Annotated in this window: 13 protein-coding genes; 4 read left to right on the forward strand and 9 right to left on the reverse strand. The window is 43.6% G+C overall.

Annotated elements, in window-relative coordinates; genetic code table 11:
• Positions 1-335 precede the first annotated feature (335 nt).
• The 3 genes from I3255_RS02530 to hflX form a co-directional block, all read right to left on the reverse strand.
• A complete protein-coding gene (locus I3255_RS02530; protein WP_238036448.1) occupies positions 336-1025 on the reverse strand; it encodes an LrgB family protein in 690 nt (229 codons plus the stop codon).
• Positions 1026-1041: 16 nt separating this feature from the next.
• A complete protein-coding gene (locus I3255_RS02535) occupies positions 1042-1476 on the reverse strand; it encodes a CidA/LrgA family protein (protein WP_238036449.1) in 435 nt (144 codons plus the stop codon).
• A 349-nt stretch (positions 1477-1825) separates the two neighbouring features.
• Entirely contained in the window at positions 1826-3259 is a 1434-nt protein-coding gene (gene hflX / locus I3255_RS02540) for a ribosome rescue GTPase HflX (RefSeq protein WP_201600443.1), read from the reverse strand.
• A gap of 306 nt (positions 3260-3565) precedes the next feature.
• On the opposite strand from hflX, the gene I3255_RS02545 reads away from it, so the two are divergent.
• A complete protein-coding gene (locus tag I3255_RS02545) occupies positions 3566-4366 on the forward strand; it encodes a lysophospholipid acyltransferase family protein (protein WP_201600441.1) in 801 nt (266 codons plus the stop codon).
• 131 nt (positions 4367-4497) lie between these two features.
• On the opposite strand, the gene I3255_RS02550 is transcribed toward I3255_RS02545, so the two are convergent.
• Complete coding sequence (locus tag I3255_RS02550) at positions 4498-5538, reverse strand: aldo/keto reductase (RefSeq protein WP_238036450.1); 1041 nt, start codon at positions 5536-5538, stop codon at positions 4498-4500.
• 47 nt (positions 5539-5585) lie between these two features.
• On the reverse strand, positions 5586-6083 hold the full coding sequence (locus I3255_RS02555) for a peptidylprolyl isomerase (protein WP_238036451.1): 498 nt from the start codon (positions 6081-6083) through the stop codon (positions 5586-5588).
• A 161-nt stretch (positions 6084-6244) separates the two neighbouring features.
• Here I3255_RS02555 and I3255_RS02560 point away from each other — a divergent pair, with 161 nt between their 5' ends.
• From I3255_RS02560 to I3255_RS02570, 3 genes are read left to right on the forward strand one after another with little or no spacing between them, the layout of a single operon-like run.
• The gene (locus tag I3255_RS02560; RefSeq protein WP_238036452.1) at positions 6245-6913 is read left to right on the forward strand and encodes a cold shock and DUF1294 domain-containing protein; all 669 of its coding nucleotides are present in this window, start codon (positions 6245-6247) and stop codon (positions 6911-6913) included.
• Between the two features lie 20 nt (positions 6914-6933).
• The gene (locus tag I3255_RS02565; protein WP_238036454.1) at positions 6934-7731 is read left to right on the forward strand and encodes a hypothetical protein; all 798 of its coding nucleotides are present in this window, start codon (positions 6934-6936) and stop codon (positions 7729-7731) included.
• 12 nt (positions 7732-7743) lie between these two features.
• Positions 7744-8514 carry a Hint domain-containing protein gene (locus tag I3255_RS02570; RefSeq protein ID WP_238036456.1) on the forward strand — a complete coding sequence of 257 codons (771 nt, stop codon included), beginning with the start codon at positions 7744-7746 and terminating at the stop codon, positions 8512-8514.
• 157 nt (positions 8515-8671) lie between these two features.
• Here I3255_RS02570 and lspA read toward each other — a convergent pair whose 3' ends face one another.
• The 4 genes from lspA to I3255_RS02590 all read right to left on the reverse strand — a co-directional run bounded on the left by lspA (position 8672) and on the right by I3255_RS02590 (position 14956).
• The gene (gene lspA / locus I3255_RS02575; protein ID WP_238036458.1) at positions 8672-9328 is read right to left on the reverse strand and encodes a signal peptidase II; all 657 of its coding nucleotides are present in this window, start codon (positions 9326-9328) and stop codon (positions 8672-8674) included.
• Positions 9321-12182, reverse strand: coding sequence for an isoleucine--tRNA ligase (gene ileS, locus I3255_RS02580; protein ID WP_238036461.1), 2862 nt, complete (start codon positions 12180-12182; stop codon positions 9321-9323). The genes lspA and ileS overlap by 8 nt, the downstream gene beginning before the upstream one ends.
• Positions 12183-12632: 450 nt before the next feature.
• A complete protein-coding gene (locus I3255_RS02585) occupies positions 12633-13181 on the reverse strand; it encodes a protein disulfide oxidoreductase (RefSeq protein ID WP_238036463.1) in 549 nt (182 codons plus the stop codon).
• Between the two features lie 137 nt (positions 13182-13318).
• The gene (locus I3255_RS02590) at positions 13319-14956 is read right to left on the reverse strand and encodes a carbon-nitrogen hydrolase family protein (protein ID WP_238036465.1); all 1638 of its coding nucleotides are present in this window, start codon (positions 14954-14956) and stop codon (positions 13319-13321) included.
• Between the last annotated feature and the right edge of the window lie 371 nt (positions 14957-15327).

Here is a 15327-nt window from a genome sequence, read left to right on the forward strand (position 1 = left end):
TAGTTGCTTACTATAACATATAATAACTTTTTACCGCATCAGATTGACAAAATAAGTTGTAAAATCAAATTTTTATCGTTAAACAAACTTAAATAAATCAAAGTGCTATATTTTTGAAGATTGTTAAATATCTGTTTATATTGGATTATAGGCAAGCACTTTTTTGATGCATACCTTATTTTAATTCTCTAAAATGCAAAGGTGATGACAATGGTTGGATGAGCCAAATGTCATGTCTATTAGTCTCGTTACTGAGTAAGCAATAACAATAAAAATAATGATTGAAATGATGAAACAGTGCTCAGTCATCTGTCAAAGCGGTAAGCAAAATCAGTCTAGATACCGACAGCACTGATAAAGATAGGTACCCAAACTGCAGTAACCAACCCGTTCACTGCCAAGCCAAATGCTGCATAACGTCCCGCTGTGTGACTGATTTGCCACGCTTCTACTGTACCAAATGCGTGAGCAGCCAGTCCAAGTGCAAGACCTTTAGCTCGATCATCATTGATACCGCGAAACAAAAAACGGGCGACAGCGCCGCCAATGAGACCTGAGACGATGATGATCAGGTTCGCCAGTGCTAATGGCGCATTGATTAAGTCTGCAACACTGAGGCCAATGGGAGTAGTCACAGAACGGGTAGCAAAAGCAAGTATGCTGTCGTGACTCAATGAAAATAGATAAGCCAATGACATGGGCAGTAGGGCGCCAATGACACTAGCAATAGCAACGATCAAAGAGAGCTTTTTGACAGGCAGTCCTTTAAAGTTCATTGCGGCTAGTGGTACCGCCAAAAGTACTGTGACATATCCTAATAGATGATCGAATATAGGCTTTGCCGCGCTGTAGTAGTTGTCATAATCCCATTGCAATAAAAATAAGAAGACCAGTACCAAAACGAGCGCGGTAATTACCATTGGTAACCATGATAATTTACGCGCTAACACACGTGCAATGACGTGTGCCACCAAGGTTAGGAGTACGGCTGCTAAGGTCGCCATAAATACGCTGTCAAAAGTCATAATATCTCTCCGCAGCTCACGGCTGTTCCTTTTGCTGATTAGTCGTGCCGCTGTCGGCATTGGCATCTTGATTCAACCAGCGATTGGCCAGTAGCGCGAGTCCCCACATCGGTATGAGCGTGCTTACTATCATTGTGACCATCACGCCCAACAGCTCATCTCCTAGCGCGAATAGCAGTAAGCCTGCACCCGCTGAGACGGGCAGAAATGCAAAACCACTATCGACGAGGAGGGTGTTACTGGCTTGAGTGAGCCAGTTAGGCAACCCTTTGAGCAATCGCCATATCATCAAGATAACAAACATTGCCACCAAGCCGACAATATTGGCGGCTTTTTCGATACCTGCCAACTGACAAAGAACCACAGCCGTCTCTCGGACAACGATAACCATAATCAACGTTAAAATTAACGAAATCCATAGCGGGAGATGGGAGGAGTGGGCAGGCTTCATAAGCAGTGTGGCCAAGTCAGATATAGGTGATGAGTTTATAAAAACGAGCGGGCGATGGTATCAATAATATAACGTGAAAAATAATATTATGAACGCTGATACTAGACAGTAGTGACATTTCAACTTTTGAGTGGCGAGTATTACCTATCAATATTTGTTGAATGTATAACCGTTGATTATATAGAGAATAAGCTTACTAATAAAGCTTGTAGACACATTCAAAAAAATAGACGATATCGATTGATACCGTCTATGCTATTTTAACCTACTGTATAAAAGATTGCTGTCTAACAGTATGAATCAAAGGTTTACTTATCTATTGACGTCAACAATCGTTTTTCAGCAGCGACTATTTTTCAGAATCAGCGGTTTGTGAATTGAGCGCATTAAATTCGTCAAATGCTCTTTCTTCTTCTGCTGTCATCGTCGGCTCTTCAACTTCATGTTCGTCGGGCTGCTCAAATTCCTCAAGTACTGGCATCAGCAATGTTGCTTGTGCAAGCGGTAATACATCGGTGGGCTTGAGATTGGCTTGTCCGAGTAGTTGTCTTAGTCTATCGCTTGGCAAGCGAATCGTCAAGCACTCATGGCCGCTATCATCATAGCTTTCTTCTTCAATAACACCAAGCTCGTACAAGGTATTTTTTAACTGTCCTGCATGATAGGGTAGCGTCAAATCAAAAGTGGTCAATGTGCCAGTTAGTAGCTGCTGCACGGCTAATGACAACTCTTCTATGCCTAAGTTCTCTCTAGAAGACACATAGACACGATTAGGTTGACCTTCGCTAGCATAACCAATACGTGCAGGCTCGTCAGTCAAATCAATCTTATTATAAACATTGAGTACCGGCACATCGTTATCAATCTCAGCCAGTACCTCTTTGACCGCCTGAATTTGCTCATGCATATCTTCACTAGAAGAATCGATGACGTGTAATAATAAGTCCGCCTCTAGCGTCTCTTCTAGCGTTGCATGAAAGGATTCAACCAATTCATGCGGCAGATGACGGACAAAACCTACCGTATCAACCAATACCACACGACCAACGCCTTGCCAGTCTAAGCGGCGTAGCGTTGGATCGAGTGTCGCAAATAGCTTATCAGCTGCGTAGATATTTTCATCGACTAAGCGATTAAATAAAGTGGATTTGCCCGCATTGGTATAACCAACCAATGATATGGTTGGTACGTCCGATTTTTGGCGACGGGCTCGGCCTTGCGCACGAGTTTGTCTGACCTTCTCAATTCTACTTTTGAGCTGCATGACGCGCACTTGTAGCAAGCGACGATCGGTCTCAAGCTGGGTTTCGCCGGGTCCACGTAGACCAATACCCCCTTTTTGACGTTCCAAATGCGTCCAACCACGGACCAAACGTGTCGATAAATGGTTCAGCTGAGCCAGCTCTACTTGTAGTTTACCTTCGTAAGTACGAGCACGCTGCGCGAAAATGTCTAAAATCAAACCAGTACGATCCAGTACACGGCACTTCACCAGCGCTTCGATGTTACGCTCTTGTGATGGCGATAAATTATGATTGAACAGTACGATATCTGCATCATGCTCGCGCACCAGTTCTGCAATTTCTTCTGCTTTACCGCTACCAACGAAATATCTGGCATCAGGGCGTGCACGTGAGCCTGTGACCAGTGCCAAGCGATCAGCACCTGCTGAATCTGCTAGTAGTTCAAACTCGCCTAGATCGTCAGGATCTTGAATTTGGCGAATGTCTAAATGTACAATAATGGCGCGCTCGCCACCTTCATGTCTTTCAAAATAATCCAAAGAGTATCACCTATTTAATAAAGTAAATATATCGCTATTATCAGTTCAGTATACTTTGATATAGCGTTCATATGATTGTTTATATGTGGGCTTATCACTTGATATTAAAGGGTATGAGCATAATTAGCGATAGATTTATGTTACAGCGCTGACTGAGATTAATTTTTTATAAATCTGCTTTATTGCCCGTTTGTATAAAAGTCAGCACTCACTGAGTGAACACCCTATCACTGAGCGTATGAACTTTGTTATACTGGGCTCGTTTTTTGACTATTAAACACCCGTTATTTAATCATGAGGGCGAAGATGAGCCAAGCTAAATCAAGCTTTTCACTCAGACAGCAGCTAGGACGCGGCAAGCAAATCGCTGGTATGACCACGACTATGGTCGGCGGCATACGCGCGGCAAAGCGCATCGGTGCATTCAAACAGCCACCGCGCGAAAAACTGCCACGTTATATTCAGACGTTTTGTCGCAAGATGGCAGGCTCATTTGGGGTAAAGGTCGTTGAAGTCGAACCAGTAGAGCAACATCACGGCTTGTGGGTGTCAAACCATGTGTCATGGATGGATATTCCTGTCGTTGGTACCGTGAGTCCAGCGTTCTTTTTATCCAAAGCTGAGATTGGTGAGTGGCCTGTATTTGGTAAGCTCGCGCATGCGGCAGGCACGCTGTTCATCGAGCGCGGCTCCGGTGATGCAGGTTCGGTATCCTCACAAATAGCTGATTTCTTAGCCAAAGGTTTTTCGGTGATTTTCTTCCCTGAGGCGACCACCACTAGTGGCAAAAAAATCAAGCGTATTCATGGGACGTTGCTCCAGTCAGCGATAGATGCCGATGTGCCTGTTAGACCCATTGTTATCGCTTATGTCGATAAAGACGGCACACTTAGTGACGCGCTGCCATATTATGGCAAGATGACGATGAAGGACAGCATGAAAAAAGTGCTCGATAGCAAAGATGTCACCGCGTATGTATTGCCACTGGCACCGCTAGATCCAAAAGGCTGTACCAAAAGCGAGCTGACTAATTTGTTGCAAGCACGTATGCAAGAAGGATTGGCAGAGTTACATTCACGAGTACTTCGTGTACCCGTTGAAGATTGATTATTTATAGTTAAGCCAGCTTAGTGAATAAAAAGGCGAAAACCGCGAGTTATATGACTGCGGTTTGCGCCTTTTTTGTGTCTACAATAAATGCGGGTGCATCAATTTATAGATAGCTGATCTAGAACTAACTAAGGTGACGGATTTGGATGCTGCGCGTGTACCGCTTCAATGGCTTCGAGTACATCTGATGTTAGCTCCACGTTGACACTATCAATATTTGATTTGAGTTGGTCGATCGTTGTAGCACCAATGATGTTGCTGGTGACAAAGTGACGCGAGTTAACAAAGGCCAGTGACATTTGCGCCATATCCAGTCCAGCATCAGTAGCGATCTTGGCGTATTGCTCGGTCGCTGATACAGCTTGCTCGTTGGTATAACGGCTGAAGCGATCATACATCGTTAGACGGGCGCCAGCAGGGCGTTTGCCATCGAGGTATTTACCAGACAACACACCAAAACCAAGCGGTGAATAAGCGAGTAGACCAACGTTTTCACGGTGTGCCATCTCAGCCATACCCACTTCGTATAGACGGTTCAACAGACTGTATGGGTTTTGCACCGTGATAGGCGCGATCAAGCCGTTTTTGTCCGCTTCCCATAGATAGCGCATGAGTCCCCACGCGGTATCGTTCGATAAGCCATAAGCACGGATGCGACCTTTTTTGATCTCATCGTTCAATGCTTGAATGGTTTCTAAAAATGGGGTTAAATCCTCTAATGACTGCGTTGCCATGTCTTGTGTGTAACCACGCTGACCGAAAAAATTCGTGTGACGTTCAGGCCAATGTAGCTGATAGATGTCGATATAATCGGTTTGTAGACGTTCAAGGTTGCCATCAATCGCGCTACTGATATGCTCAGCGTTGAAGCGCGTTTGACCATCGCGCAAAAAATCCATCGGTGAGATTTTGCTGGCAAGAATCACTTTGTCACGCTGTTTGGTTTTATCAAACCAAGTACCCATGAACCGTTCAGTAGCGCCTTGTTTGTCCTTATCTGGTGGTGATGGATACATCTCGGCAGTATCCCAAAAATTCACCCCTTCACTAAGGGCGAGATCCATTTGTTCATGTGCTTGCGCTTCTGTATTTTGCTGACCCCATGTCATCGTACCCAGACAGATCTTAGATACTTTTTCATCGAGCTGCGGTAGCGTTGTGTATTGCATTCGAGTGTCCTTTTTCGTTTTTTATGATTGTTTGTGCGTTTGGGCAACTACATGAGTTGTATGCCAGTGACGCCAGGCGGTGTGACTTTAAATATTTTTACTTTGAATAACACGTCTTGTCCCGCCAGTGGATGATTGAAATCTACTTCCACTTGATCCTCATCGATGGCACTGATGATACCAGGCAGCGTGTTTTTGCCTTTGTCCTCAAACTCAACCATCATACCGACTTCTGGATTGTCCGCGACGAGCGCAAACTGAGGGCGGCTAAAGTGTTGGATGTTTTCAGGATTCCAGTCGCCAAAAGCTTGTTCTGGCTCAAGGTGTGCAGTACGAGTGTCACCGGCGCGTAGGTTCATCAGCACCTGCTCAAAACCTGGGAGTAAGCTCTCATCACCGATAGTCAAAGAGACGGGCGCCTCACGACTAAATGTTGAGTCAATGATAGTACCGTTTTCTAGTGATACTTCAAAATGCAGCTTTACAAGGCTGCCATGAGTGATACGGGTGTCTTCGTTTGGATTAATAAATTGAGATTGGGTCATAATGAAAAGCCATCATTTGCTGGAATAAAAGAATAAAGAATCTGGATGCCATATTATAGTGTAAGAAATGATAAGTCATCTGCGACCAGATGTAAGCGTCAATAATGTAACGCATATGGTGTACTATAACTGGCAATTCTAAAAGATATGAGGTGTCGGTGGTGAATAAACAACAAGGCACTGTCAAAAAATGGCAGGACGATAAAGGGTTTGGCTTCATTGAAACTGAGACAGGTGAATCTGTTTTCTTTCATGTGAGTGAGTTTAGAGCGCAGCGCCGTCCTGATATTGGCGAGCAAGTCGTTTTTAGTATTGGACAAGACGATCAAGGGCGCAGGCAGGCCAAACAAGTACAAGAACTTGGTTTTGTACAGCAAAAAATGGCACAAAAAAATCAGCAAATCCGTCAGCGCAACCAAAAACGCAGCCATCAAGCGGAGTTTGAAGTAGGACAAAAGAAACGCTCGTTCCTTGGACTGGCTTTTTATGGTGTCTTAATTTTATTAGCAGCGACAGATAAACTGAGTTGGCTAGTGATCGGTTGGTATATAGTATTAGGAATTATCACTTATGGGATTTATGCCAAAGACAAGCGGGCGGCGCAAAATAACGGCTGGCGTACGCCTGAGTCAACCTTGCATATACTAAGCGCGCTTGGCGGTTGGGTAGGGGCGTTGCTCGCACAAACGTATCTACGGCACAAATCACAAAAGTCTGAGTTTCGCGTTACCTATTATTTGACCGTTGTCATTAACATGGCAGGGTTACTGTTTTTATTGGCAGGTGGCGGGCTAGAGACATTGACTGATTTATTATCAGAGTTTCTATAAATGAGAACTAAGACACAAATATGGATAATGTGATTATGAATAAGTCAGGCTTCGTTGGTGGCACATTGGTGCATACCGATAAAGGATTAATACCGATACAAGACATTAAAGTCGGCGATATGGTTTTATCTAGAGATCAACACAACGTGGAAGGTGAGCTAGTCTATAAGCCAGTACTTCGTACTATAGTCACAGAAGATGTGCCTGTATTTTTTGCTACCTTTACACCAGAGTCTGTAGACGACTTACCATTCGAACAGCAAAATAACTTTGATCTATACATTGATGTGCTTTGTACGGACAGTCATCCAGTGTGGATACAAAATAAGGGATGGGTCAAAGCCAGTGACATAGAAATGGGAGATATGGCAACATTACAAAATGGTGAGCCTGCTTTCTGTGAGATCGGAAATTCTGGAGAAATCTTAGAGCCTATTTTTAAAACAGAGAACATTGAAGTAGGTTTTATACCAAATTTGTCTAGTCAAACTAATGATGGCAGGTTTATTAACTTATTAACTGGTAAATCATTATCACATGGTGGATATGATCCAGTTTTTAAGAAACTTTTCATAGAAGATTCGGGATGGAAACAACGACTATTAGAGCAAACCCCTGTAGAGCTAAGAGACACTGCCGAGTTTTATAATTTCCGTACAGGCTTTTGGCAAGAGGGTGCAGGTATCGACTGGGCAGAGGGGGAAGGGCCAGTTACCACTACGGTATATAACATTGAGGTAGCAAATACTCATACTTACTTTATAGGCGAGCAAGGTTTGTGGGTATATGACAGCATGCTCGATATTGAATCATCTTAGCGAGTTAACAATATGGATAAAGAGTTTTCAGGTTTCACTGCTGGCACATTAGTACATACAGAAAAAGGTTTAGTACCGATAGAACAATTAAAAATTGGTGATAAAGTATTATCCAAACTTGCTGATGGCTCAGGTGAACTGATATATAAATCAGTAAAGAATACTAGAGTTACTGAAAGTGTGTTGGTGAAGTTGTTAGAATTATCGATTGCAATTGATTCTTCATTACCCATGCAAGAACAAATTGAACTTCAGAGGTTGGTTGATGATCAACCTTCGACTCGATTATTGATAACAGAGAATCATCCATTATGGATTGAAAGCTCAAAGTGGACTCAAGCGAAAAAAGTAAGGTCTCAAGATGTTTTAATTAACAAAGACTTGATTAAGTACTCGGCTGAGTCTGGTAATAATCCCTATGATACTACATCACTAAGAAAAATTTATAGAACAGATAGATCTAATATTGGTTTTGTACCAAATTTCGATGAAGACAGTCCTGCTCAATACGGCAGCCTGATTGATTTAACCACAGGCGAAGAGATCAAATATGGCGTCACTTATCAAGCAGTGACAGACAAATTATATGAGTACGATAAGGAGTGGAAGCAACGCCTCTTAGAACAAACACCTAAAGATGAACGTGAACATGCTGAGTTCTTTGGATTCCGTCAAGGCGAGTGGAAAGATCCTGATACTATAGATTGGGAAGAGGGCGAAGGTTCTCTTACTATGACGGTATATAATATCGAGGTCGAAGACACACACTTACTTTGTCGATGAGGCTGGTATTTGGGTGCATGAATAGAGATTGTGCAGATAGGTCAAATTAACATATATATTCAATCGTCAGAAATAGTAAATAAAAAAGGTAGGTTACGACTGCGTAACCCACCTTTTTTTATTTATAAATTGAATTAACATCTCTATCTATAGACGGTTATGACCGTGGCATTTCACGCTTTTTTTCCAAAAACAGCATATCGATGACAATCAGTACAACCCCGAGAGAAATCCCAATATCTGCGATGTTAAAAATCGGATAATGCCAAGCATCAGCATAGTGCACATGGATAAAGTCAATCACATGACCATGTAACAAACGGTCGATTAGATTACCAAGCGCACCGCCCAATACCATGGCAAGTCCAAGCGAAAGTAGTGTTGCTTTACGTGGCGCTTTGAGCAGATAGATGATCAAAAACAGCGACATGAGTAATGCCAACCCTGAAAAGAACCACTTCTGCCAACCGCCAGCATCTGCCAAAAAGCTAAATGCCGCGCCGTAATTATAAGCCAATGTCCAATTAAGAAATGGCTCGATCACTGGCACTGGATCATGAAAGGTCAGCTTGGTTTCTGCCAGCCACTTGGTCCACTGATCTATGACAATGATAATCAGCGCCAGCGCATACCATATAAAAGCGCGACTACCATTGCCCACCATTTTTGGTGTCCTATTTGTTGACTTGGTCAGTCGACTTCTAGGTGTGGTCGAGCTACCTGTAGTCGCATGAGCAGGCTGAGGCGATTTATCGACTTCAGCTTGCGACGGCTTATTGTGCTGGCTGTCAGATGAGTCTGTTGGGTTAGGCATAATGGCGCACCTCGCCATCGCCACTGACATTGGTCACGCAGCGACCGCAAATTTCAGGGTGGGCGCTATCTGTGCCGATGTCATCACGAATGTGCCAGCAGCGTACGCACTTAGTACCAGTGGCAGCGCTAACTTGTACCACTAGATCTACAGCCTCTTCTGTATTCGTTTCGGTTGCTTCATCTACCTGTACACTGCTATCAGTAGGTGCTTCGCTCATTGGCTTTAGTTCTGCGTTACTAGTGATGAGTACAAAGCGCAGTTCTTCATCAAGCTTGGCTAGACTTTCATACATGGCACCGTCAGCGTATAGGCTCACATCGGCAGACAAGTTGGCATTGATGATTTTTTCGCCACGTGCGGTTTCGATATGCTTGTTTACCATGTCTTTGGCAAACATAATACGCTGCCAGTCATCATTGCTGATGGCGCTTAGTTCAAATGCTGGGAACTCATACCATTCCTGAGTGAATACATAGCCACCTTTATCAGCCTCACGTTGGTTCAGTACTTCCCAAGCCTCTTGCGCCGTGAATGACAAGATCGGTGTGATCCAGCGGATCAAGGCATGGGCGATGTGATAGATAGCCGTTTGCGCAGAACGACGCGGCTGGCCATCCGCCTGCGTGGTGTACTGACGATCTTTAATGATATCTAAATAGAAGCTACCCAAGTCCTGCGAACAAAACGCCGTCACGTGCTGGGTGACTTGGTGAAAGTCCATCGCATCATAAGCGCTCATGATTTGTGCTTGTACGGTTTGTGCGCGTTCAATGATGAATTTATCAAGGCTGACCAATTCATTGATATCAATGCTGTCAGTCGCTGGATCAAAGTCATCGGTATTGGCAAGCAAGAAGCGTAAGGTATTACGGATACGGCGATATTGATCTATCGCTCCTTTAAATGATGCTTTACCAGCGCTCATCTCATAACGATAATCGCTAGACGCAATCCACAGACGCAGCATATCCGCGCCCGTTTTGTTGATCTCTTCTTGCGGTGTGATGATATTGCCAAGTGACTTACTCATCTTACGACCGTTTTCGTCGACCACAAAACCATGGGTCAATACCTGCTTAAACGGTGGGCGCTCATACATGGCTTCCGACGTCAATAATGACGTCTGGAACCAGCCACGATGCTGATCAGAACCTTCTAAATACATGTCAGCTGGATTGGTCAATTCATCGCGTTGCTCAAGTACGGCAAAATGCGTTGTGCCTGAGTCAAACCAAACGTCCAATGTGTCCGTTGCTTTGTCATAGTCAGCGGCTTCACTACCCAAGAAATCTTCACAGCTGGCATCAAACCATGCTTCAACACCGCCCTCATTGATTTTTTGCGCGGCAGTTTCCATCAGTTCAAGCGTGTTTGGATGCAACTCGCCCGTTTCTTTGTGCGTAAAGAAAGTAATTGGCACGCCCCACGTACGTTGACGTGAGATACACCAGTCAGGGCGACCTGTCATCATGGCTTCGATGCGGTTTTGTCCCCACGCTGGTGTCCAGTTGACTGTAGGGATATCGGCAAGCGCGCGAGCACGTAAGCCTTTGGTTTCCATATTGATAAACCACTGCGGCGTGGCACGGAAAATAATCGGTGACTTGTGACGCCAGCAATGCGGATAGCTATGCTCAATTTTGGTATGGCTGATTAAGTGACCGTTCTCATGTAAGGCAGCGATGATTTTTGGATTGGCTTTATAGATGTGCTCACCAGCAAATACCGCAGCACTGTCTAAATAAACGCCCGTACCGCTGACTGGGTTTTCCACTGGTAAATTGTATTTTAGACCCACGATATAATCGTCTAGACCATGACCAGGTGCAGTATGTACCAGACCAGTACCACTATCGGTAGTGACGTGATCGCCCAAGATGAGCGGTACTTGACGGTCTTCAATCAGTGGATGCTGAGCGTTCAATCCTTCAAGCTCACTGCCTGATACGGTCGCTAAGATGCCATTATTTTCTAATTTCAGCTCACTCAACGCCGTCTCTACAAGATCAGCTGCTAATAGGAGGTTGCCTTTTTCGGTCGCAACCACGCTATAGTTATGCTCAGGATGTACTGAGATAGCTTGGTTAGCAGGTAGTGTCCACGGCGTAGTCGTCCAGATAACGGCAGCGATATTATCTGCGATATCTGATAATGCGGTCAATTTATCTGTACCAAGTACATCAAAGCTGACATAGATCGCGTCAGAGACTTTGTCTTGATACTCTACTTCAGCTTCTGCGAGAGCTGAGCTACAGTCCAAGCACCAATTTACTGGCTTCATGCCACGAGTCACATGACCATTGTCATAGATTTTGGCAAGCGCGCGTACGATATTGGCTTCTTGATGGAAGTTCATGGTCAGATAAGGATTGTCCCAATCACCGAATACGCCTAGACGCTTAAAGTCTGCCTTTTGCAGTTCAATCTGCGTGCTGGCATATTCACGGCATAGACCACGGAATTCGGTTGCAGACACTTTTTGACCCACTTTACCGACCTTGGCTTCGACTTTTTGTTCGATTGGCAGACCATGACAATCCCAACCAGGGACATAAGGCGCATCAAATCCTGATAAGGTTTTTGATTTTACAATAATATCTTTTAGTACTTTATTGACTGCGTGACCCAAGTGAATCTGACCGTTGGCGTATGGAGGGCCATCGTGCAAAATATACTTAGTCGCACCAGCACGCGCCTGACGAATTTTACCGTACACGTCATCTGCTTCCCAAGCAGCCAACCAATCTGGCTCGCGCTTGGCAAGGTTTGCGCGCATCGCAAATGGCGTATCCGCAAGGTTCAGCGTGTCTTTATAATCTTGGCTTGGTGTGTCAGTGCTTTTATCAGTCATAGAAGGTATCTTTTTAAAAGGTAGGTTTGTGTGTCGGTTCAAAACCGGTTACAAGGCTCGATGTTCAATGTATTTCAATATAGTACTGAGGGTTACGCTGTGTTGATAATACTTAATTACTAATAGTAGGTATATTGCTCATGATAATCGGTTTATCAACCGTCATGTCAATAAATACTCATTGTCGCTCATTAGCCCGCAAATAGTTACGTCAATAATAAATGGTAACGAGACGATTGCAACAGAAAATATGCTAGTAAAAATAATTCAAGAAAATATTTAGATCGGCAGCTATTATATGACAAAAAGGGTAGGGTAAAAAGAGCTGTGCGAGGTCAGCCCAATTTTGTCCAATATCAATCGTTTATCTACGTCATATATCTTCAGCGAAGATATAGCTTTAAACCCTTCGAATAATGATTTATTGAAGCATGAAGTACGACTCAAGTGCTAAAAAACCGATGCTAACCATAAGCGGAGCTTGAGTGACCATAATGGTTGAATCCCTGTTAGCCCTTGTGTCATCTCGCCATTCTCTAATACCACATAGGACGGTGTGACTTGCCCTTGCCAATCCGCAAAGATATTGCCTTCTTGATCATTTATCGCTGTAAAGCTATATTGATGCTCATTGAGATAGCTATATAACTCTTGATCGGAGCCTGATTGTACGGCGATAGTGACAACAGGATAGTTATCTGCCGCTAGCTTATTGATGGTAGGTGAGGTAAAACTACAGACTGAACACCACGTACCCCAAAAATATACCAGCGTTGGCTGTTTATGACTCAGCTCGGCTAAATCAACTGTTTGCCCTTGATAGTCTGTTAATTGCAGTTGCGGGTTGGCTGGCATGACAGGTTGTCGCCACCAATTGACCGCGCTATAGATCACGACAAACATCAGAGCGTATAGCGTAACCGTTTTAAGTAGCGAAATTATCTTCTGCTTTGGCTGTTTTTTTGATTTTATGTCTTTTTGATCCAGATCAGTCGTCATTGCGTTGGCTTTTTAGTTGAGATATTTTTATTGAGCAAAAATTTAACAGGTATCAGATAAAAATAAAACGGCTGAGATTCAGCCGTTTTATTAATGAAGTTTACTCTTAAGTCATTATATCAAGCGCGCACAACTAACTATGGCTTTTGCGCGCGATTCTGTAATGGGTCACCAATAAGCACACTGCCTGAGTTTTCACGGCGTTCTTCGTCACTTAATTTGCTTGCAGGAATTTTGGATTTACGCTTCCATTTTAAGCTAAATAAATCATTGCGGCGGTCAATCAAGTTATGTACTGAGCCTTCGTGACGAACGTGAGTCAGCTTGTCTAAGTTCACATCTGAGAAGAATACCATTTCGGTATTGGCAGTGGTTTCTGCCATAATCGCATCATGTGGGAAGGCAAAGTCTGACGGTGAAAAAATCGACGACTGCGCGTACTGAATATCTAAACTTTCGACTTGTGGCAAGTTACCTACTGAGCCGCAGATCATCACATAGCATTCGTTTTCAATGGCACGTGCTTGGGCACAGTGACGCACACGCAAATAGCCATTTTTGGTATCTGTCCAGAAAGGCACGAACAAAATATCCATGTCATCAAGTGCTAATAGGCGAGCAAGTTCAGGGAACTCAACATCATAGCAGACCAAGATACCGATACGACCAGCATCAGTATCAAATACTTTGACCTCGTCACCACCTTCGATGACCCAAGCGCTACGCTCATGCGGGGTGATGTGGATTTTACGTTGCTCTTCAACCGTACCATCACGGCGACACAAGTAGCTGACATTGTATAAAGTATCGTCTTCGTCTAAGAATGGCATAGAACCTGTAATGACGTTGACGTTATAACTGACGGCCAAATGCGAAATCTCATTTTTGAACCATTCGGTATAACCTGCCAAAAAGCGAATGGCGATATTTTGATCGGTTTCTTCGCATAGACCCATTAACGGTGCATTAAAAAACTCTGGCAAACAGGCAAAGTCTGAATTGTAGTCGGCCATGATATCAACGAAAAACTCGACCTGCTGTAGTAGCTCTTCAGGAGACTCGACTTCGCGCATTTGCCACTGAATTCCACCAATACGCACCTCAGATTTGCGCGTATTGGGCTTATAGTCTTTTGGCTCATAATAGATATTTGACCACTCAAGCAAGGTGGCAAACCCTTTAGATTGTTTGTCATCTGGTAGATAAGCAGTCAAGATACGCTTGACGATAAACCCGTTCGATAACTGAAAAGACAAAGCGGGGTCATGGATTTCGCGGCTTTCAACGGCATCAATGTACTCGCCTGGACTCAAGTCTTGATGGTTATGATAGTTGGGAATGCGGCCACCAGCCAAAATAGCGCGGTAGTTTAACTGACGGCAAAGCTCTTTGCGGGCATCATAAAGACGACGACCGAGACGATAACCACGATATTCGGGGTCAATCAGTGCATCTAGACCATAGATAGCATCGCCTTCAGGGTTGTCCCTAATGATTTCTTTTTGCCCAATCAAATCATCATAAGTATGCGGGTTGGAAAATTTGGCATAATCAACACGCATAGAAAGCACAATACCAATCAATTGATCATGGTCAAACATCGCAATTTGACCTTCAGGAAACGCATCAATCAAGGTGTGAATAGTCGTCTTAGACCAAGCACCACCTAAGTTTGCATAGACACGGTCCATTAGTGCCTTTAATTGGGGGTAGTCTTTTTTCTTGATCTCAGCGATTGTGAGGTGAAGGTCATCTAATTTTTCAATTTTGCTCATAATATTCCTGTATTAAATCTCTACTAAATGTGATGATATTTGATACGACAGTATTAAAGAGGTGAGTGACGCAAGTTTTTGCACAAAAAAGCAATAAAAATATTCCAATATGAGAATATTGCCGTTACAATAATTATTGTCGTGTTTACAATAGGTTATGGTGAGATTCTATCTCATTTCGAACACGAGTTTTGATGTTTATTGTGGTCGATATAATGCTAGCACTTATTAAGTTACTTGGAAGAGCTGGATAAGTGGTTTCTCATCTATTAAGTTGGATTAACCTTATATTTTCTTGTATCGACCTTATATACTGTCAGCGCCCTTTAGTTTGTTTATCATCATAGCAAGCTGTATGAGTAATAACAGTC

The organism is Psychrobacter sp. Ps6 (assembly GCF_022129235.1).
GTDB lineage: Bacteria > Pseudomonadota > Gammaproteobacteria > Pseudomonadales > Moraxellaceae > Psychrobacter.